This is a genomic window from Pseudomonas sp. CM25 (genome assembly GCF_013179705.1).
GTDB lineage: Bacteria > Pseudomonadota > Gammaproteobacteria > Pseudomonadales > Pseudomonadaceae > Aquipseudomonas.
Genome location: NZ_JABMCW010000072.1, coordinates 1 through 20,109 on the forward strand (window position 1 = coordinate 1; position 20,109 = coordinate 20,109).

The 20,109-nt window shown below is 62.4% G+C and carries 24 protein-coding genes; 1 reads left to right on the forward strand and 23 read right to left on the reverse strand.

Annotation, left to right across the window (positions count from 1 at the left end; all coding sequences use genetic code 11):
• The 18 genes from bamB to trmJ form a co-directional block, all read right to left on the reverse strand.
• Positions 1-835, reverse strand: an 835-nt coding sequence (gene bamB, locus HP546_RS10440) for an outer membrane protein assembly factor BamB (protein WP_172224134.1), incomplete at its 3' end; no start/stop codon positions are given.
• Entirely contained in the window at positions 836-1,477 is a 642-nt protein-coding gene (locus HP546_RS10445) for a tetratricopeptide repeat protein (RefSeq protein WP_172224137.1), read from the reverse strand.
• Between the two features lie 38 nt (positions 1,478-1,515).
• The gene (gene hisS, locus HP546_RS10450; protein WP_172224140.1) at positions 1,516-2,805 is read right to left on the reverse strand and encodes a histidine--tRNA ligase; all 1,290 of its coding nucleotides are present in this window, start codon (positions 2,803-2,805) and stop codon (positions 1,516-1,518) included.
• Positions 2,806-2,830: 25 nt separating this feature from the next.
• Positions 2,831-3,940: a flavodoxin-dependent (E)-4-hydroxy-3-methylbut-2-enyl-diphosphate synthase gene (gene ispG / locus HP546_RS10455; RefSeq protein ID WP_110744926.1), complete on the reverse strand. Its 1,110-nt coding sequence runs from the start codon at positions 3,938-3,940 to the stop codon at positions 2,831-2,833.
• Between the two features lie 3 nt (positions 3,941-3,943).
• The gene (locus HP546_RS10460) at positions 3,944-4,963 is read right to left on the reverse strand and encodes a RodZ domain-containing protein (RefSeq protein WP_172224143.1); all 1,020 of its coding nucleotides are present in this window, start codon (positions 4,961-4,963) and stop codon (positions 3,944-3,946) included.
• A complete protein-coding gene (gene pilW / locus HP546_RS10465; protein WP_172224146.1) occupies positions 4,960-5,721 on the reverse strand; it encodes a type IV pilus biogenesis/stability protein PilW in 762 nt (253 codons plus the stop codon). Before pilW ends, HP546_RS10460 begins: the two co-directional genes overlap by 4 nt.
• A gap of 14 nt (positions 5,722-5,735) precedes the next feature.
• Positions 5,736-6,881, reverse strand: coding sequence for a 23S rRNA (adenine(2503)-C(2))-methyltransferase RlmN (rlmN, locus tag HP546_RS10470; protein WP_172224149.1), 1,146 nt, complete (start codon positions 6,879-6,881; stop codon positions 5,736-5,738).
• Positions 6,882-6,909: 28 nt separating this feature from the next.
• On the reverse strand, positions 6,910-7,335 hold the full coding sequence (gene ndk, locus HP546_RS10475) for a nucleoside-diphosphate kinase (RefSeq protein ID WP_172224153.1): 426 nt from the start codon (positions 7,333-7,335) through the stop codon (positions 6,910-6,912).
• Between the two features lie 89 nt (positions 7,336-7,424).
• On the reverse strand, positions 7,425-7,625 hold the full coding sequence (iscX, locus tag HP546_RS10480) for a Fe-S cluster assembly protein IscX (RefSeq protein WP_172224156.1): 201 nt from the start codon (positions 7,623-7,625) through the stop codon (positions 7,425-7,427).
• 9 nt (positions 7,626-7,634) lie between these two features.
• Positions 7,635-7,976 (reverse strand): ISC system 2Fe-2S type ferredoxin, encoded by a 342-nt coding sequence (gene fdx / locus HP546_RS10485; RefSeq protein WP_172224159.1) that lies wholly within the window; start codon positions 7,974-7,976, stop codon positions 7,635-7,637.
• A 3-nt stretch (positions 7,977-7,979) separates the two neighbouring features.
• Entirely contained in the window at positions 7,980-9,842 is a 1,863-nt protein-coding gene (gene hscA, locus HP546_RS10490) for a Fe-S protein assembly chaperone HscA (protein WP_172224164.1), read from the reverse strand.
• A 41-nt stretch (positions 9,843-9,883) separates the two neighbouring features.
• The gene (gene hscB, locus HP546_RS10495) at positions 9,884-10,405 is read right to left on the reverse strand and encodes a co-chaperone HscB (protein WP_172224168.1); all 522 of its coding nucleotides are present in this window, start codon (positions 10,403-10,405) and stop codon (positions 9,884-9,886) included.
• An 8-nt stretch (positions 10,406-10,413) separates the two neighbouring features.
• On the reverse strand, positions 10,414-10,737 hold the full coding sequence (gene iscA, locus HP546_RS10500; RefSeq protein WP_060511418.1) for an iron-sulfur cluster assembly protein IscA: 324 nt from the start codon (positions 10,735-10,737) through the stop codon (positions 10,414-10,416).
• A 28-nt stretch (positions 10,738-10,765) separates the two neighbouring features.
• Entirely contained in the window at positions 10,766-11,152 is a 387-nt protein-coding gene (gene iscU / locus HP546_RS10505) for a Fe-S cluster assembly scaffold IscU (protein ID WP_003248539.1), read from the reverse strand.
• Positions 11,153-11,198: 46 nt separating this feature from the next.
• Positions 11,199-12,413: an IscS subfamily cysteine desulfurase gene (locus HP546_RS10510; protein ID WP_172224172.1), complete on the reverse strand. Its 1,215-nt coding sequence runs from the start codon at positions 12,411-12,413 to the stop codon at positions 11,199-11,201.
• A gap of 46 nt (positions 12,414-12,459) precedes the next feature.
• On the reverse strand, positions 12,460-12,951 hold the full coding sequence (iscR, locus tag HP546_RS10515; RefSeq protein ID WP_043196984.1) for a Fe-S cluster assembly transcriptional regulator IscR: 492 nt from the start codon (positions 12,949-12,951) through the stop codon (positions 12,460-12,462).
• 179 nt (positions 12,952-13,130) lie between these two features.
• Complete coding sequence (cysE, locus tag HP546_RS10520) at positions 13,131-13,916, reverse strand: serine O-acetyltransferase (protein WP_172224177.1); 786 nt, start codon at positions 13,914-13,916, stop codon at positions 13,131-13,133.
• A 4-nt stretch (positions 13,917-13,920) separates the two neighbouring features.
• Positions 13,921-14,676 carry a tRNA (cytosine(32)/uridine(32)-2'-O)-methyltransferase TrmJ gene (gene trmJ, locus HP546_RS10525; RefSeq protein ID WP_172224181.1) on the reverse strand — a complete coding sequence of 252 codons (756 nt, stop codon included), beginning with the start codon at positions 14,674-14,676 and terminating at the stop codon, positions 13,921-13,923.
• Between the two features lie 151 nt (positions 14,677-14,827).
• On the opposite strand from trmJ, the gene suhB reads away from it, so the two are divergent.
• Entirely contained in the window at positions 14,828-15,646 is an 819-nt protein-coding gene (gene suhB, locus HP546_RS10530) for an inositol-phosphate phosphatase (RefSeq protein WP_172224184.1), read from the forward strand.
• Positions 15,647-15,860: 214 nt separating this feature from the next.
• On the opposite strand, the gene HP546_RS10535 is transcribed toward suhB, so the two are convergent.
• The 5 genes from HP546_RS10535 to HP546_RS10555 form a co-directional block, all read right to left on the reverse strand.
• Complete coding sequence (locus HP546_RS10535) at positions 15,861-16,403, reverse strand: glycine zipper 2TM domain-containing protein (protein ID WP_172224187.1); 543 nt, start codon at positions 16,401-16,403, stop codon at positions 15,861-15,863.
• A gap of 120 nt (positions 16,404-16,523) precedes the next feature.
• On the reverse strand, positions 16,524-17,432 hold the full coding sequence (gene secF, locus HP546_RS10540; RefSeq protein ID WP_172224190.1) for a protein translocase subunit SecF: 909 nt from the start codon (positions 17,430-17,432) through the stop codon (positions 16,524-16,526).
• A 10-nt stretch (positions 17,433-17,442) separates the two neighbouring features.
• Entirely contained in the window at positions 17,443-19,305 is a 1,863-nt protein-coding gene (secD, locus tag HP546_RS10545) for a protein translocase subunit SecD (RefSeq protein WP_172224194.1), read from the reverse strand.
• A 63-nt stretch (positions 19,306-19,368) separates the two neighbouring features.
• Positions 19,369-19,704, reverse strand: a complete 336-nt coding sequence (gene yajC / locus HP546_RS10550) for a preprotein translocase subunit YajC (RefSeq protein WP_172224197.1) — start codon at positions 19,702-19,704, stop codon at positions 19,369-19,371.
• A gap of 42 nt (positions 19,705-19,746) precedes the next feature.
• Positions 19,747-20,109, reverse strand: a 363-nt coding sequence (locus tag HP546_RS10555) for a tRNA guanosine(34) transglycosylase Tgt (protein ID WP_172224202.1), incomplete at its 5' end; no start/stop codon positions are given.

Below are 20,109 nucleotides of genomic sequence, written 5' to 3' on the forward strand. Positions count from 1 at the left end.
CCTGGGCGACACCCACGTAGCTGGAAGCATCACGCTGCCAGAGCACGCGGCCGCTTTCCAGGTCCAGGCCCGCTACGCGGCCCTGGTAGGTGCTGACGTACAGGGTACCACCAGAAAGCAGCAGACCACCGTCGATATCGACCACACGGTCCAGCTCGGAACGGCCCTGCGGGATGGCCACGCGGCTTTCCCACACCGGTACGCCGTTGTTGATATCCACCGCCACCACCTTGCCGGTGGACAGGCCGGCAACCGCCAGCCGATTGGTGGCAATCGGAGCACCGGTGCCACGCAGGGTCAGCACGGCCGGAGTGCTTTCGTAGATCCAGCGGCGATCGCCAGTGGCGGCATCCAGGCCGATCAGCCGATCGTCCTGGGTCTGCACCACCACCACATCACCGTTGTTGGCCGGCGGGGCCAGCACTTCGCTGGTCACGCGCGAACGCCAGCGTTCTTCACCGGTGGTCGAGTCGAGGGCGATGACTTCACCCTTGAGGGTACCGAGCATGACCAGGCCGTAGCCCACGCCGACAGCGCCGGAAACCTGCAGCTCCAGGTCCTTCTTCCACACAACGTCACCGGTGATGCGGTCCAGGGCGAAGACTTCGCCGTTGACGTCGGAAGCGTAGATGCGGTCGTTTTCGATGGCCGGTACCAGGGTGTTGTAGGTTTCACCCTGGCCGTCGCCGATCGAACGGCTCCACTGCTTCTTCAGCACCACTTCCTCGGTGAACTTGGTCAGCTCGGCCGGTGGCAGTTCCTTCTTGCTGTTGCTGCTGCAACCCGCGGCCAGTACGGCCAGGGTCAGCACTGCTGCTTGTTTCCAACCGATCACTTACGCGTCCCCTTTGGCCAGGTCATCCAGCTTCAATTGCAGGCCACCGACCGCCGCCTCATCGGACAGCGCAGCCTTGGCTTTTTCGTAAGCGCTGTGCGCATCGTCGGCGCGACCCAGCTGTACCAGCAGGTCACCCTTCAATTCTTCGCGGCTGGCCAGGAAGGCCTTGTCGGCGTCGCCATCAAGCAGCTTGAGGGCGTCCTCGGCCTTGTTCTGGGCAGCCAGCACACGCGCCAGGCGCTGGCGCGAAATCTCGCCCAGGGTCACATCGGCCGGCTTGTCCAGCACGCTTTTCAGCTCGGCAGCGGCGTCGTCAAGCTTGCCGCTCTCGACCGCGACCTTGGCCAAGAACAGGCTGCCGTACTGGGCGTAGGCGGTACCACCGAAATCGCTCTTGAGCTTGCCGGCCAGTTCCGCCACCTTGGTGGTATCTGGCTGGCCACTTGGCGTCAGGCTGGTCTCAAGCAAGGCCTGATACAGCTGCGAGGCACCTTGGGACTGGTTGTTCTGGTACTTGTGCCAGGTGTTCCAGCCCAGCACCACCACGCCAGCCAGCAATGCGCCTGTCAGCAGCGGCTTGCCGTTGCGGTTCCACCAGTCCTTGACCCCTGCCAGGTCATCATCATCGGTACTCGACACCCCAATACTCCTTTTCGCCTATTCGTTGTTGAACCGCGTTACGCCTGAGCGATCGCGGTTTCCAGGTGCTCTGCAAGAGCATCCCAGGCAATGTTCTGTTGTTCGCCCTGGCCACGCAGGGGCTTCAAGCCGATTTCCTGCTTTGCCAGCTCGTCGTCGCCGAGGATCAAGGCGAACAGTGCGCCGCTCTTGTCGGCTTTCTTGAACTGGCTCTTGAAGCTGCCACCGCCGGCATTGACCGCCAGGCGCAGGCCCGGCAAACGGTCGCGCAGGCTTTCGGACAAGCGCAGGCCGGCCAGCTCCGCCTGCTCGCCAAAGGCGCACAGGTAGACGTCGATCTGACGGCTGATGGACGCCGGTACCTTGCCCAGGGTTTCCAGCAGCAGGATCAGGCGCTCGATACCCATGGCGAAACCGACGCCCGTGGTCGGCTTGCCGCCCATCTGCTCGACCAGGCCATCGTAGCGGCCACCGGCACACACCGTGCCCTGGGCGCCGAGCTTGTCGGTGACCCACTCGAACACGGTCTTGCTGTAGTAGTCCAGGCCACGCACCAGCTTGGTGTTGATCACGAACGGAATGCCGGCGGCGTCCAGGCGAGCCTTGAGGCCCTCGAAGTGCACGCGCGATTCTTCGTCCAGGTAGTCTTCCAGCTTCGGCGCGCCGACCAGCACGGCCTGGGTGTTCTGGTCCTTGCTGTCGAGGATGCGCAACGGGTTGCTCTTCAGGCGGCGCTGGCTGTCTTCGTCCAGCTGCTCCAGGCGCGCCGAGAGGAACTCGACCAGCGCATCACGGTAGCGCGCACGGGCTTCGCTGGTACCCAAGCTGTTGAGCTCGAGCTTGACCGCGTCCTGGATGCCCAGCAGGCCCCACAGGCGCCAGGTCAGCATGATCAGCTCGGCATCGATGTCCGGGCCATCGAGGTTGAACACTTCCACGCCAATCTGGTGGAACTGGCGATAGCGGCCCTTCTGCGGGCGCTCGTGGCGGAACATCTGGCCGATGTACCACAGCTTCTGCACCTGGCCGTTGCCGGTGATGCCATGTTCGAGCACGGCACGCACACAGGCGGCGGTACCTTCAGGGCGCAGGGTGAGCGAATCGCCGTTGCGGTCCTCGAAGGTGTACATCTCTTTTTCGACGATGTCGGTAACTTCACCGATAGAGCGCTTGAACAGCTCGGTGAACTCGACGATCGGCGTGCGGATCTGGCTGTACCCGTAGGTGTCCAGCAGCCCGGCCACGGTGCCTTCGAAGTAGCGCCACAGCGGCGACTGTTCTGGCAGGATGTCGTTCATGCCACGGATGGCTTGCAGCGATTTGCTCACGAATAGTCCTTACGAATTCTGTGTGTCAGCCACGGGCGATCAGCGCCGCGTCGGCTTCGGCCTTTTCGGCGGCCTTCTGACGGATGAGTTTTTCCAGCTCGTCCACCAGGTTGTCATTGGTCAGCTTCTGGGCCGGCTTGCCATCGATGTAGATCAGGTTCGGCGTACCGCCGGTCAGGCCGACATGGGCTTCCTTGGCTTCGCCGGGGCCGTTTACGACACAACCGATCACCGCTACGTCCAGCGGCACCAGCAGGTCTTCCAGGCGCCCTTCCAGCTCGTTCATGGTCTTGACCACATCGAAGTTCTGCCGCGAACAGCTCGGGCAGGCGATGAAGTTGATGCCACGCGAACGCAGGTGCAGCGACTTGAGGATGTCGTAGCCGACTTTCACTTCTTCGACCGGGTCGGCCGCCAGCGAAATGCGGATGGTATCGCCGATGCCCTCGGCCAGCAGCATACCGAGGCCGACGGCGGATTTCACCGTCCCCGACCGCAGGCCACCGGCTTCGGTGATGCCCAGGTGCAGCGGTTGCACAATCTGTTTGGCCAACAAGCGGTAGGCCTCGACGGCCATGAACACGTCGGAGGCCTTGACGCTGACCTTGAAGTCCTGGAAGTCCAGGCGGTCGAGGTGCTCGACGTGCCGCAAGGCCGACTCGACCAGCGCGGCTGGGGTCGGTTCGCCGTACTTCTTCTGCAGGTCTTTTTCCAGGGAACCGGCGTTGACGCCGATACGGATCGGAATGCCACGGTCACGGGCGGCATCGACCACCGCCCGCACACGGTCTTCACGGCCGATGTTGCCCGGGTTGATACGCAGGCAATCGACGCCAAGCTCGGCCACACGCAGGGCGATCTTGTAGTCGAAGTGAATGTCGGCGACCAGCGGCACACTGACCAACTGCTTGATCTTGCCAAACGCTTCGGCGGCGTCCATGTCAGGTACCGAGACCCGCACGATGTCCACGCCGGCATCGACCAGGCGCTGGATTTGCCCGACGGTGGCGGCCACATCGTTGGTGTCGGTATTGGTCATGCTCTGCACCGCGATGGGCGCATCACCACCCACCGGCACATTGCCGACCCAGATTTTGCGGGATTCGCGACGTTTGATCGGAGATTCACCGTGCATGACTTACTGTCCCAACTTCAGGCGAGCGGTCTCGCCACTGGTGAACGGGGCAACATCGACGGGCTGGCCGTTGTAGCTGACCTGGGCGCCACGGGCAAAGCCCAGGCGTACCGCGAACGGCGGCTTGCCGGTCAGCTCGAGGTTGTCCCCCTTGCGCTTGATGGCGCTGAACAGCACCTTGCCGTTGCCGTCGCTGACCTGGGTCCAGCAATCGGCGACGAACTGGATCGCGACCTTGGCGCTGCCTGCCGGCACTGCGGCAGGCTCGGCGGCGGCCACGGCTGGCGCCGGCGCGGCTGCACCGGGCGCAACAGGGGCAGGCGCCGGGGTAGCAGGTGCCGGGGTCGCAGCAGGTGCTGCTTGCTCGGGGGCCTGTTGAGCAGGCGCTGCGGCAACGCTTGGCGCAGGGCTGGCAGGTGCCTGCTCGGCGGCAGCGGCAGGCTGGCCGTCGGCGCCCTGTTCCAGCGACAGCGGCGCGCTTTCGGGCTGCTGGCCAACCGAGACGGCCTGGTCTTCAGGCTCATCGAGCGGGTGAATCTGGGTGGTGCCGTCGGCACTTTCGACTTCGACGTGCTCCAGGGCGATCTTGGCCAGGTCCTTGCCACGCAGGCTGCCCTGGTCCTGCCACCAGAAGAACCCGCCACCGACCACGACCACCAGCAGCAGCAGGCTGACGCCGCGCAGGATGTTGTGCGACAGGCGTACCGGCTCTTCGATACGGCCCAGCGAATGCACGTCACTGCCCTTGGCGTGGGTACCGGTGTAGCGGTCGAAGGCGTCGACCAGGGCGGCCTGGTCCATGTCCATCAGCTTGGCATAGGCGCGAATGTAGCCACGGGCGAAAGTATGCCCGGGCAGCTTGTCGAAGGCGCCGGTTTCCACGTGGTTCAACGAACTGACAGTGAGGTTGAGCTTGCGGGCCACCTCGGCTTGAGACCAGTCCCGTTTCTCACGGGCCAGGCGCAAAAGCTCACCGGGGTTCTGGCCAGGCGCTACTGCTACTTCGGGATGCGCGGCGTTCATCGTTGCTCCGACAGGTATTGCTGATATTCCGGCGTACCGGGATAAAGTCGTTGTAATTGCTGGCCAAGCTCGGCCAATGTGCCCTGCTCGTCGAATACCCTGGCAAGGCGGCTACCCAGCAGCAGGCTACGGGCGTCGTGGTCGCTCAACTGGCTGAAACGATCGTAGTAGTCCCGGGCCGGCACATAATGCCTGTTTTCGTAGGACAACTCAGCCATTTCCAGCAACGCTTTCGGTTGCCGCTGGTTGAGTTGCAAAGCTTTGAGCAGATACGTGTGCGCCTGGTCGCGGCGCTCGAGCCTCAGGGCAGTCAGGCCCAGGTTCTCGTACACGCGTGAACGCTCAGGATACAGGGTATCGGCACTGGCCAGCAGAAACATCTGCTCGGCCTCGGCAAATTGCCCCTGAGCATAAAGGAAACTGCCGTAATTGTTGCGCATTCGCGTGCTGGCGCTGTTTATTTGCAGGGCCTTGCGAAAGTGCGCTTCGGCGAGCGCTGGCTCCCCCTCGGCCTGAAACACCAGCGCCAGGGCGGCGTGGGCGTCGGCATCCCGCTCATTCAGGGCCAGGGCCTTGCCCAACGGCGCCTTGGCCTGCTCGGTCAAACCCTGCTGCAAATAACCCAGGCCTAGCTGCACATACGCCCGCCCTGCCTCTGCCCTGCCCTGGCGGCTGGCCAGGGGGTCGCCCGAGCCACCCGACACGCAGCCGGCCAGCAGCAAAAGCGCAAGGATCGACAGCGCGGCGCGCAGGCTCATGGGCAACGTCCCGGTCAGTGGCTGGCGGCGCTGTCTTGCAGCTCGACGTCTGCGGAAAGCTGACGTACGGCGATGTAGCGCTCACTGCGACGGGTGCGGTCGTTGACCTGGCCAACCAGCTGGCCACAGGCGGCGTCGATGTCCTCGCCACGGGTGGTGCGGGTGGTGACGTTGAAACCAGCGTGGTGCAGCAGGTCCTGGAAGCGACGAATGGCGTTGTTGCTTGGCCGCTCGTAGCCCGAATGCGGGAACGGGTTGAACGGGATCAGGTTGATCTTGCACGGCACGTCGCGCAGCAGCTCGACCATCTGTGCGGCATGCTCGGGCTGGTCGTTGACGTCCTTGAGCAGGGTGTACTCGACAGTGAGGACACGCTTGCCACCCAGGGTGGCCATGTAACCCATGCACGATTCCAGCAGCACTTTCAGCGGGTACTTCTTGTTGATCGGTACCAGCTTGTTGCGCAGCTCGTCGTTCGGTGCATGCAGCGACAGGGCCAGCGACACGTCGATGTGCTTGGCCAGTTCGTCGATCATCGGCACCACACCCGAGGTGGACAGGGTCACGCGACGCTTGGAAATGCCATAGCCCAGGTCATCCATCATGATTTTCATGGCAGCGATGACGTTGTCGAAGTTCAGCAGGGGCTCGCCCATGCCCATCATCACCACGTTGGTAATCGCGCGGTCGACTTTGGCAGGAACGGTCCCGAAGGATTTGTTCGCAAGCCACACCTGGCCAATCACTTCGGCGGCGGTGAGGTTGCTGTTGAAGCCTTGCTTGCCGGTGGAGCAGAAACTGCAGTCCAGGGCACAGCCGGCTTGCGACGAAACGCAGAGCGTGCCGCGGTCGTCGGTAGGAATGTAGACGGTTTCGACACAGCTGCCGGAGGCAACGCGGATCACCCACTTGCGGGTGCCGTCGGCGGAAATGTCTTCACTGACCACTTCCGGTGGTCGAATTTCGGCAACGGCCTCGAGCTTTTCGCGCAAGACCTTGCCGACGTTGGTCATGGCCGCAAAATCGGACACGCCAAAATGGTGAATCCATTTCATCACCTGGCCGGCACGGAAGCGTTTTTCCCCGATCGAGTCGAAGAATTGTTCCATTTCCGGCTGGGTCAGACCCAACAGGTTGATTTTGCCAGTAGATGTCGTCATGGATTCACCCTCACCCGTAAGCTTTCGCTTAGCGAGTGGTTACCTCGGTAGCAGCGAAGAAGTAAGCGATTTCGCGAGCAGCAGCAGCTTCGGAGTCCGAACCGTGTACGGCGTTGGCGTCGATCGACTCGGCGAAGTCAGCACGGATGGTGCCGGCAGCAGCTTCTTTAGGGTTGGTAGCGCCCATCAGCTCACGGTTCTTGGCGATGGCGTTCTCGCCTTCCAGCACCTGAACAACAACCGGACCGGAAGTCATGAAGGCAACCAGGTCACCGAAGAAGCCGCGCTCGCTGTGCTCGGCGTAGAAGCCTTCGGCTTCGGCTTTGGACAGTTGCTTGATTTTCGAGGCAACGATTTTCAGACCGGCGTCTTCGAAGCGGGTGGTGATCTTGCCGATGACGTTTTTGGCAACGGCGTCAGGCTTGATGATCGAGAAAGTACGTTGAACAGCCATGGAAAACTCCAGAATTTGAGTGTTACGAAAAATTAAACCCGCGAATTATACGCGGGTTCCAGGGGATTGCCTAACCTGCAGTGTCACGCTTAGTCGGCTTCGTCTATCCAGGCCGCCTGGATGGCCTCGAGCACTTTCTCACCGCCGCGTGACGGATCGTCGCTGAACTCTGGCAAAGCCAGCACCCAACGGTGCAGATCGACGAAATTCACATATCTAGGATCGGTGTCCGGCCGGCTTTCTGCAAGCTGGATGGCGATCTCAAGTACATCAACCCATTTCAGACTCATGCGCGATCCTCAGTGCGGCGCTTCAGCAGCGTGGTTGAGCGAATACTTGGGGATCTCGATGGTCAGGTCCTGATCAGCCACGACCACCTGGCAGCCCAGGCGCGATTGCGCCTCCAGGCCCCAGGCCTTGTCCAGCATGTCTTCTTCCAGCTCGTCGGCTTCTTCCAACGAATCAAAACCCTTGCGCACTACGCAGTGGCAGGTGGTGCAGGCCTTGACGCCGCCGCAGGCGCTTTCCATCTCGATGTGATGGTCGTGGGCCAGTTCCAGGATGTTGGTCCCGGTCGGCACCTCCACGGTCAGCCCCTCGGGGCAGAACTTCTCATGCGGCAGGAATGTCACCAGCGGCATCGATTACTCCTCGATCTCATTCAGGTTGCGCCCGGCCAGTGCGGCTTTGACCGTCGAATCAAGGCGACGGGCGGCAAATGCATCGGTCACCTGCGACAGACGCTTGGTCTGTTGCTCGATGGCTGCGCCATCGGTGCCGGCCAGCAAATCACGTAGTTCTTGCATCTGGAATTCGATTGCGTCGCGCTCGTCGCTGCTCAGCAGGCGCTCGCCGTCGGCGTCCAGGGCGCCCTGTACCGCTTCGAGCAGGCGCTCGCCGTCCACCTGGTGCTCGCGCAACTGGCGGGCATGCTTGTCGGAGCCTGCGTGTTCGAACGAGTCCTTGAGCATGCGGGCGATTTCGCCGTCGGTCAGGCCATAGGACGGCTTGACCTGGATGCTGGCTTCCACGCCCGAGCCCAGTTCGCGGGCCCCGACGCTGAGCAGGCCGTCGGCATCGACCTGGAAGGTGACGCGGATTTTCGCCGCACCGGCAACCATCGCCGGAATGCCGCGCAGCTCGAAGCGCGCCAGCGAGCGGCAGTCGCTGATCAGCTCGCGCTCGCCCTGCAGCACGTGGATCATCATGGCCGACTGGCCATCTTTGTACGTGGTGAACTCCTGGGCACGCGCCACCGGAATGGTAGTGTTGCGCGGAATCACCTTCTCCATCAGGCCGCCCATGGTCTCAAGACCCAGCGACAGCGGGATGACATCGAGCAGCAGCAGTTCGCCACCTTCACGGCGGTTGCCGGCCAGGGTGTCGGCCTGGATGGCAGCACCGATAGCCACCACCTGGTCGGGGTCGATCGAGGTCAACGGGGTACGGCCGAACAATCCGCCCACCGCTTCACGCACACGCGGCACGCGGGTCGAACCACCGACCATGACCACCGCGCTGACTTCTTCCAGCTCGACGCCACTGTCGCGCACGGCGCGGCGGCAGGCCTTGAGGCTGCGGGCGACCAGGGGTTCGATCATGGCCTCGAAGGCGGCGCGGCTGAGCTCGCCCTGCCAGGCGCCATGGCTGACGCTGACGACGTCGGCGTCGGTGAGGGCTTCCTTGGCAGCGCAGGCGGTTTGCAGCAGCGCCCGCTGGGTGGCCGGGTCCAGGTCGGACGACAGCCCCGCCTGGTCGATGATCCAGCTGGCCAGCGCATGGTCGAAATCGTCACCGCCCAGAGCGGTATCACCACCGGTGGCCAGCACTTCGAACACGCCTGCAGTCAGGCGCAGGATGGAAATATCGAAGGTACCACCGCCCAGGTCATAGATGGCCACCACGCCTTCGGCATTCTGGTCCAGGCCATAGGCCACGGCAGCTGCAGTCGGTTCGTTGAGCAGGCGCAGCACGTTGAGGCCGGCCAGGCGTGCAGCGTCCTTGGTGGCTTGGCGCTGAGCATCGTCGAAATAGGCCGGCACGGTGATCACCGCGCCCACCAGCTCGCCACCCAGGGTGGCTTCGGCGCGCTCGCGCAGTACCTTGAGGATGTCGGCGGACACTTCCACCGGGCTTTTCGGGCCCTGGACCGTTTCGATGAACGGCATGTGCGACTCACCGCCAATGAAGCGGTACGGCAGCTGCTCGCCCAGTTGCTTGACGTCGGCCAGGCCGCGCCCCATCAGGCGCTTGACCGAAAGCACGGTGTTCAGCGGGTCAATGGACGCGGCATCGCGCGCAGCCTGCCCCACCTCGTTGCGCCCTTCGAGGTAGCGCACCGCGGACGGCAGAATGACGTTGCCCTGCGCGTCAGGCAGGGGCTCGCTACGGCCGCTGCGCAGTGCGGCGACCAGAGAGTTGGTGGTACCCAGGTCGATACCCACCGCCAGGCGGCGCTGGTGCGGCTGAGGGGTTTGACCGGGTTCGGCAATCTGCAGTAGGGCCATGCTTATCTGATACCTTAGGTGCCATCACGGGCAGCACCGGGTTAATCGTCGAGGCGCTCTTCCAGCTGGCGCACTTCTTGGGCGAGCTTGTCGAGGAATTGCATGCGGCGCATCAGGCGCTCGGCCTTGTCGCGCTCGCCTGGGGCATCCCAGCAGGCGGCAAAGTCCTCATTCAGCGTGTCCTGGGCAACCCGCAGGCGCTTCTTGAACACACCGACACCGTCAAGGTCGGCTTCGTCCTGCAACTCTTCGAGCTCTTCACGCCACTGCATCTGCTGCATCAGGAAGTCCGGGTCGTGGACCGTGACCTCCTGGGGCACTTCGTGGCCGCTGATGGCCAGCAGGTAGCGGGCACGGCGCGGCGCACTGCGCAGCGTCTGGTAGGCGTCGTTGAGGGCGGCGGACTTTTCCAGCGCTACGCGCTGCTCACGCTCGGAGGCGTCGGCAAAGCGGTCGGGATGGACTTCGCGGGCCAGCTCGCGATAGCGAGTGGCCAGCTTGTCGAGATCCAGGCGGAAGCTTGGCTGGAGGTCAAACAATGCGTAATGACAAGGAGTACCCACAGCCAGCCTCAAACGTTGAAGCTTTCGCCGCAGCCACATTCACCGCGCACGTTGGGGTTGTTGAACTTGAAACCTTCGTTCAACCCTTCCTTGACGAAGTCCAGCTCGGTACCGTCGAGGTATACCAGGCTCTTGGGATCGATGATCACCTTGACGCCGTGGTTTTCGAACACTGTGTCTTCGTCCGCCAGCTCGTCGACGAACTCCAGCACGTAGGCCAGGCCCGAGCAACCGGTGGTGCGCACGCCCAGGCGAATGCCTTCACCCTTGCCGCGCCCATCGAGGGAGCGGCGAATGTGGTTGGCGGCGGCTTCTGTCATGCTGATAGCCATCAGAACTCCTTACCTTGCAACAGGCGACTTAGATCAAGCCTTTCTTCTGCTTGTAATCGCGCACGGCTGCCTTGATGGCATCCTCTGCGAGTACCGAGCAGTGAATCTTGACCGGCGGCAACGCCAGTTCTTCGGCCAGCTGGGTGTTCTTGATGGTTTCGGCTTCGTCCAGGGTCTTGCCCTTCATCCACTCGGTGGCGAGGGAGCTGGATGCGATGGCCGAACCGCAGCCGTAGGTCTTGAACTTGGCGTCTTCGATGACGCCCTGCTCGTTGACCTTGATTTGCAGACGCATCACGTCACCGCACGCTGGAGCACCGACCATGCCGGTACCGACATCCGGGTCCTCGGCATTCATCTTGCCGACGTTGCGTGGGTTTTCGTAGTGGTCGATGACCTTTTCACTGTATGCCATGGTGCAATTCCTTCCTCATCAGGGAGCCGCTCTTGCCGGCGACTGCTTAGTGGGCGGCCCACTCGATCTTGGAGATGTCGACGCCGTCTTTGTACATGTCCCACAGCGGGGACAGTTCGCGCAGTTTGTTGACTGCCTTGCAGACTTCCTGCGCGGCGTGGTCGACTTCTTCTTCAGTGGTGAAGCGGCCGAAGGAGAAGCGGATCGAGCTGTGCGCCAGTTCGTCGTTGCGGCCCAGAGCGCGCAGTACATACGACGGCTCGAGCGAAGCGGAGGTGCAGGCCGAACCGGACGATACGGCGATGTCTTTCAACGACATCAGCAGCGACTCGCCTTCGACGTAGTTGAAGCTCAGGTTCAGGTTGTGCGGTACACGGGCGGTCTGGCTGCCGTTGACGTACAGTTCTTCAAGGTCCGAGACCTGCTTGAAGAAGCGGTCGCTCAGGGCCTTGATGCGCACGTTTTCAGCGGCCATTTCCTGCTTGGCAATGGCGAAGGCTTCGCCCATGCCGACGATCTGGTGGGTCGGCAGGGTGCCCGAACGCATGCCGCGCTCATGGCCACCGCCGTGAATGATGGCTTCCAGACGTACACGCGGCTTGCGGCTGACGTACAGCGCGCCGATGCCTTTGGGGCCGTAGACCTTGTGCGCCGAGAACGACATCAGGTCGACTTTCAGCTTTTGCACGTCGATGTCGACCTTGCCGGCCGACTGCGCGGCGTCGACATGGAACAGCACGCCACGCGAGCGGGTCAGCTCACCGATGGCGGCGATGTCGTTGATCGAACCGACTTCGTTGTTCACGTGCATCAGCGAGACCAGAATGGTGTCGTCACGCAGTACCGCTTCTACCATGGCCGGGGTGACGATGCCGTCTTCGCCTGGCTCGAGGTAGGTGACTTCGAAACCTTCACGCTCCAGCTGGCGAGCAGTATCCAGGACCGCCTTGTGCTCGATCTTGGAGGTGATGATGTGCTTGCCTTTGGTCTGATAGAAGTGCGCGACACCCTTGAGTGCGAGGTTGTCGGACTCGGTGGCACCGCTGGTCCAGACGATTTCGCGCGGATCGGCGTTGATCAGCTCGGCAACCTGGCGACGACCGTTCTCGACCGCCTCTTCGGCCTTCCAGCCGAAGACATGGGAGCGCGAAGCCGGGTTACCGAAGTTCCCGTCGACCAGCAGGCAGTCGGCCATTTTCTGGGCCACGCGTGGGTCGACCGGAGTGGTCGCGGAGTAATCAAGGTAGATCGGCAACTTCATTTGTCTCTCCTATCAGGCGGTGGCGTCGCTCGTCGTCCCAGGGGGATCAATCGACGGCGGACGTCTCAATCTTGTCCAGCTGGGCGGTTCGGCCTGCGACACGCCGCAGGTCCTGGCGCTGGGCGACTTCCTGCACCTCACGGCGCTTGACGAGGTCGGCCAGGCTGATGCCACTGAGGAATTCATGGATCTGCTGACTGAGGTCGCACCACAGGTGGTGGGTCAGGCAGGTATCACCGGCATGGCAGTCCCCAAGCCCCTGGCAGCGGGTAGCATCGACCGATTCATTGACCGCATCGATGACCTGGGCCACCTGGATGGTTTCCATGCCCCGCGACAGCTGATAGCCACCGCCTGGACCGCGCACACTGGAAACCAGGCTGCTGCGGCGCAGCTTGGCGAACAGCTGCTCCAGATAAGAGAGGGAAATGCCCTGGCGCTCGGAAATGTCGGCCAAAGACACCGGCCCATGCTGCGCGTGCAACGCCAGGTCGAGCATGGCAGTCACGGCGTATCGGCCTTTGGTAGTCAGTCGCATGGCTATTGGGTACCACGGGAGTTTCGGGATGTGTCGGAGTATGCGATTCCCGAGCATTTAAGTCAACTATTAGACCTACTGCTTTAGTCGGGTTTGCATCCGGGAGGCGGGCGCGATTGTAGCAGACGAGGGGCGTGCGCACACGCCCCGTATGTCACCATGATGTCAGCGCGGCGCAATCAATGCGACTGAGTGTCGCGCTGGGCGGCCTGAGCAACCTCGGTGAAGTCGTCTTCCGGCAGTGCCGGCAGCTCCTTGGCACAGTAGTCACTGCCCATCTTGGTCAGCGCCCCGCACATACCCTCCAGCCGCTCGTCGACTGCCTGCAGGTGGTCGAGCATCTGGCCGATGGCACGGGCCACAGGGTCAGGCATGTCGCCACTGACACCGTAGGCATCGAAGCCGATCTTCTCGGCCATGGCCTTGCGCTTGGCCTCCACCTCGCTGTCTTCGCTCTTGACGATGATCCGCCCCGGGATGCCCACCGCCGTAGCCCCGGCCGGCACCGCCTTGGTCACCACCGCGTTGGAGCCGATCTTGGCGCCGGCGCCGACGGTGAACGGGCCCAGCACCTTGGCCCCCGCCCCTACCACCACGCCGTTTTCCAGGGTGGGGTGGCGCTTGCCTTTGTTCCAGCTGGTGCCGCCCAGGGTCACACCCTGATAGAGGGTGACGTCATCGCCGATCTCGGCGGTTTCGCCGATGACGATGCCCATGCCATGGTCAATGAAGAAACGCCGACCGATGGTGGCACCGGGATGGATCTCTATACCGGTCAGCCAGCGGCCGAAGTTCGACACCAGCCGCGCCAGCCACTTGAAATCACGCTTCCACAGGGCATTGCCCAGGCGGTGCAGCCAGATGGCATGCATGCCCGGGTAGCAGGTAAGCACCTCGAAAGCATTGCGCGCAGCCGGGTCACGATGGAATACGCTTTGAATATCTTCACGCAGGCGTTCGAACATCTGATCAGTCCTTCCGTTTATGCGGCTCGCCCCGGACCACCTTCTGGGTCTCGGTAAGGATGCCGCGCAAAATGCTCATTTCCGTACGCTCGACCGCCACCCGCCCGTACAGCCGGCGCAGGCGCGGCATCAGGTGCTTGGGCTTGTCGGGGTCGAGGAAGCCGATGCCCACCAGGGTTTTTTCCAGGTGGTCGTAGAACAACTCCATTTCGTCCATGGTCGCCAGCTCGCTGGCGTCAGCCTTCTCGACCTTGCCCGGCGCTTCTACGGTGGCCAGCGAGGCCATGCGCACTTCGTAGGAGAGCACCTGGACAGCGGCAGCCAGGTTCAGCGAGCTGAAGTCGGGGTTCGAGGGAATGTGCACGTGGAAGTGACATCGCTGCAGTTCTTCGTTGGTCAGGCCGGCGTGTTCGCGCCCGAACACCAGGGCGATTTCCTCGCCACCATTGGCATGCTCCACCGCCTTGGCGCCGCACTCGCGCGGGCCGATCAACGGCCAGGGAATGCTGCGCTCGCGGGCGCTGGTACCCATTACCAGGTTGCAGCCGACCAGGGCCTGCTCGAGGCTGTCGACCACCTGGGCGTTATCCAGCACATCGTCGGCGCCCGAGGCCCGGGCACTGGCATCCGCAGCGGGGAATTCTTTCGGCTGCACCAGCACCAGGCGCGACAAGCCCATGTTTTTCATGGCACGCGCAGCGCCGCCGATGTTGCCGGGGTGGCTGGTATTGACCAGAACAACACGAATATTTTGCAGCAAGGTGTTGTGCTCACAAGGGCAGTAATCAGAACGTTCGATCTTACAGAACCGACAGACGTAACGCCATGAAAGCAAATGTGACACTTCTGCCGCCAAAGTTTTCTGCTAGAATGATCGGCTTTCTTCTTTAACATCTCCAGGTGACCCGCCCATGCAGCCTATGCTGAATATCGCCCTGCGCGCCGCTCGCAGCGCCAGTGAACTGATTTTCCGCTCCATCGAACGCCTGGATACCATCAAGGTGGACGAGAAAGAGGCTAAGGACTACGTCTCCGAGGTTGATCGCGCCGCCGAGCAGAAAATCGTCGACGCGCTGCGCAAGGCCTACCCGAACCACTCCATCCAGGGTGAAGAGACGGGCATGCACGCGGGCACCGGCGAAGAAGGCAAGGACTACCTGTGGATCATCGATCCGCTGGACGGCACCACCAATTTCCTGCGCGGTATCCCGCACTTTGCCGTGAGCATCGCCTGCAAATACCGCGGTCGCCTTGAGCACGCCGTTGTTCTCGACCCGGTTCGCCAGGAAGAATTCACCGCCAGCCGTGGCCGTGGCGCCCAGCTCAACGGCCGCCGCCTGCGCGTCAGCTCGCGCACCAGCCTGGAAGGCGCCCTGCTGGGTACCGGTTTCCCGTTCCGTGACAGCCAGATGGCCGATATCGACAACTACCTGGGCATGTTCCGCGCCCTGACTGGCCAGACCGCCGGCATCCGTCGCGCCGGCTCCGCCAGCCTGGACCTGGCCTACGTGGCCGCCGGCCGTTTCGATGCGTTCTGGGAGTCGGGCCTGTCCGAGTGGGACATGGCAGCTGGCGTGCTGCTGATTCAGGAAGCGGGCGGTCTGGTGAGCGACTTCAACGGTGGCCATGACTTCCTTGAGAAGGGCCACATCGTTGCCGGCAACATCAAGTGCTTCAAGGCCGTGCTGACTGCCATCCAGCCGCACCTGCCAGAAAGCATGAAGCGCTAAGCGCGGATAGCCGACAAAAAAAGCACCCTTTCGAGGTGCTTTTTTTGTGCCTGACATTAACCCCAGGCTTGCGCGAACCTTGTAGGAGCGGCCTTGCGTCGCGAAAGGGCTGCGAAGCGGCCCCAGCAATTTCTGATACGGCCTAAATCCCGGGGCCGCTACGCGCCCCATCGCGACGCGAGGCCGCTCCTACACAGAGCAGACCGCGCTCGGCTTACTGCCCAGCTTCGCTGAGGATCAGCTTGCCATTCTTGTCAACAGGGATGGTCGAGCCTGGCTCATGATCCATCTTCACCTGGCCCACCTTGTCACCGATGGTGTACTTCACGTTGTAACCCACCACCTTGTCGCTGATGTCATTGACCGTATTGCAGCGGGTTTGCGTGGTGGTATAGGTGTCACGCTGCTGCATGCCCTCCTGCACCTTGTTGCCGGCATAACCACCACCGACCGCACCGGCCACGGTAGCGATCTTCTTGCCGGTACCACCGCCAATCTGGTTGCCCAGCAGGCCACCGGCAAGGGCTCCCACCACAGTACCGGCGATCTGGTGCTGGTCCTTGACCGGCGCCTGGCGCGTCACGGCTACGTCCTTGCACACTTCACGCGGTGTCTTGATCTGTTGCTTGATCGGTTGCACGTCGGTGACCTGGGCGTATTCAGGCCCCTTGTTCACCAAGCTGTAGGTCGCGACAGCACCTCCGGCAGTGACACCGACAGCACCCAGCACAGCACCTACCAGCATTGATTTATTCACATGAACCTCCTGATCGTACCCGCGGGGGCTAGCCCGCCTTCTCCCTGCCTTGGAGCAAAAAAAAAGGCGCGAGTTCAACACTCGCGCCTTTTTGATCGCCAAGCGGCGTAAGAACCCCCCTTATGGGCGGTCGTCCACACCCTCAGCCTTTACCGGCGGGATCAGGTCTTCGCTGTTCAGGTTCAGCCAGATCAGTACCACGTTGGCGATGTAGATCGACGAGTAAGTACCGGCCAGGACGCCGATGAACAGGGCCAGCGAGAAGCCAAACAGGTTGTCACCACCGAAGAACAGCAGCGCCGCAATGGCCAGCAAGGTCGAAACCGAGGTGGCAACGGTACGCAGCAGCGTCTGGGTAGTGGAAATGTTGATGTTCTCGATCAACGAGGCCTTGCGCATGACGCGGAAGTTCTCACGCACCCGGTCGAATACCACGATGGTGTCGTTAAGCGAGTAGCCGATGATCGCCAGCACCGCCGCCAACACCGTCAGGTCGAAGGTGATCTGGAAGAACGACAGGATACCCAGGGTGACCACCACGTCGTGGATCAGCGAGATGATCGCACCCACGGCGAACTTCCACTGGAAGCGGAACGCCAGGTAGATCAGGATGCCGCCCAGCGCCAGGAGCATGCCCATGCCACCCTGGTCGCGCAGCTCTTCACCCACCTGCGGGCCGACGAATTCGACACGCTTGAGCGTGGCCGGGTTGTCGCCGCCAGCCTTCTCCAGTGCTGCCGCCACCTTGCTGCCCAGCTGCGGGTCATCACCCGGCATGCGCACCAACAGGTCGGTGGTCGCGCCGAAGCTCTGCACCACCGCCTCGTGGAAGCCGGACTCGACCAGCTCGGCACGTACGGCGTTGAGGTCGGCAGGACGCTCGTACGTCAGCTCGATCAGCGTACCGCCGGTGAAGTCCAGACCAAAGTTCAGGCCTTTCTGCCACCAGCTGAACAGCGCCAGGACAGTGAGGAGCACAGTAACGGCAAACGCGACATTGCGCACGCCCATGAAATTGATGGTTTTCATCGCAGCTCCCTCAAACCCACAGCTTCTTGATGTCACGCCCGCCACAAGTCAGGTTGACCAATGCACGGGTCATCATGATGGCAGTGAACATCGAGGTGAAAATCCCGAGGGACATGGTGACCGCAAAGCCTTTGACCGGGCCGGTACCCATGGCAAACAGGATGCCGCCGACCAGCAAGGTGGTCAGGTTGGCGTCGACGATTGCCGAGTAGGCGCGGTTGAAGCCTTCGTGGATGGCGCGCTGCACCGACATGCCGGCAGCAATCTCTTCGCGAATACGCGAGAAGATCAGCACGTTGGCGTCCACCGCCATACCCATGGTCAATACGATACCGGCGATACCCGGCAGGGTCAGGGTGGCGCCCAGCAGCGACATCAACGCCAGCAGCAGCACCATGTTGCCCGCCAGGGCGATGGTGGCCAGCACACCGAAGGCGCGGTAGATGGCGATGATGAACAGCGAGACGAACAGCATGCCCCACAGCGACGCATCAATACCCTTGGTGATGTTGTCGGCACCCAGGCTTGGGCCAATGGTGCGTTCTTCAGCGAAGTACATCGGTGCGGCCAGGCCGCCGGCACGCAGCAGCAGGGCCAGCTCCGACGATTCGCCCTGGCCGTTCAGGCCGGTGATGCGGAACTGGCTGCCGAGCGGCGACTGGATGGTCGCCAGGCTGATGATCTTTTTCTCTTCCTGGAAGCTTTGTACGGCAACGTCCTTCTCGACGCCGCCCACGGTCTGCTTGACGTAACGGGTGACCGGCTTCTGCTCGATGAAGATCACCGCCATGCTGCGGCCGACGTTGCTTCGGGTTGCGCGGCTCATCAGCTCGCCACCGTGGCCATCCAGGCGGATGTTCACCTGCGGGCGGCCGTGCTCGTCGAAGCTGGCCTGGGCATCGGTAACCTGGTCACCGGTGATGATCAGGCCGCGCTCGACAGGGGCCGAACGACCGCCTTCACGGAACTCGAAGACTTCGGTAGTGGCCTTGGACGCGCCCGGCTCGGCACCGAAACGGAACTCCAGGTTGGCGGTTTTACCGAGGATACGCTTGGCTTCGGCAGTGTCCTGCACGCCTGGCAGCTCGACCACGATGCGGTTGGCGCCCTGGCGCTGTACCAGCGGCTCGGCCACGCCCAGCTCGTTCACGCGGTTGCGCACGGTGGTGAGGTTCTGCTTGATCGAGTACTCGCGGATCTCGGCGACTTTCGCCTGGGTCAGCGCCAGACGCAGCACGGCAAGCTCGTTGCGGTCGCTGGTGGTCAGCTCGAAATCATTGAAATTCTTGCGGATCAGGGCACGTGCCTGTTCGCGGGTAGCATCGTCAGAGAAGCCCAGCATGATGCCGCCATCCTGCTGAGGCAGGCTGCGGTAGCGGACGCGCTCTTTGCGCAGCAAGGTCTTGACCTCGCCTTCATAGACTTTCATGCGGGCGCTCATGGCCTTGTCCATGTCCACTTCCAGCAGGAAGTGCACACCACCGGACAGGTCCAGGCCCAGCTTCATCGGGCTCGCACCCAGGTTGCGCAGCCATTGCGGGGTAGTCTGGGCCAGGTTAAGGGCCACGACGTAATCATCGCCCAGTGCCTTGCGCACTACATCCTTGGCTGGCAGCTGGTCTTCCTGATTGGTCAGGCGGATCAGCCCGCTGCCCTTCTCGCCCAAGCTCGCGCCTTTTACGGCGATCTTGGCATCGACCAGCGCCTTGCTGACGCGATCGAGGTCGGCCTGGTTCACCTGCAGCGCCGAGCTGGCACCGCTGATCTGCACCGCCGGGTCGTCCGGGTAGAGGTTGGGAGCGGAATAAATGAAACCGACCACCAGTACCAGCACGATCAGTGCATATTTCCACAGAGGGTATTTGTTCAGCATCACGCCGCCCGTTCAAGACGCGGGGCGCGTTGCGCGCCCCGACTGGAAAAATAAACCGGTAACTCAGATAGCCTTGAGCGTACCTTTTGGCAGGGTGGCCGCGATGGCACCCTTCTGGAACTTCAGTTCGACAGTGTCGGACACTTCCAGTACCACGAAATCATCGGAAACCTTGACGATCTTGCCGGCGATGCCGCCGTTGGTGACAACTTCGTCACCTTTCTGCAAGTTGCTCATCAGGTTTTTCTGCTCTTTGGCACGCTTGGCCTGTGGGCGCCAGATCATCAGGTAGAAGATGACCAGGAAACCGACCAGGAAGATCCACTCGAAACCGGTACCGGCTGGGCCGGCGGCAGGTGCAGCAGCGTCCGCGTATGCGGCGGGGATGAAGAAGCTCATTGGGCACTCCTAATGTAATTTTCTAATAATGGATGCGGGCAGTCAGTCCAAGGGCGGCACAGGCAGCCCGCGCTTGGCGTAGAAGGCGTCGACAAAGGCGGCCAATTTACCCTGTTGAATAGCCTCGCGTAAACCGGCCATCAAGCGCTGGTAATGGCGCAAGTTGTGGATGGTATTCAGCATGCTGCTCAGCATTTCTCCGCACTTGTCCAGGTGATGGAGATAGGCGCGGGAGAAGTTGCTGCAGGTGTAGCAGTCACAGGTCGGGTCCAGCGGCGATTCATCATGGCGATGGAACGCGTTGCGGATCTTGATCACCCCTGTATCGACGAACAGATGGCCGTTGCGCGCGTTGCGCGTAGGCATCACGCAGTCGAACATGTCGACGCCGCGGCGCACACCCTC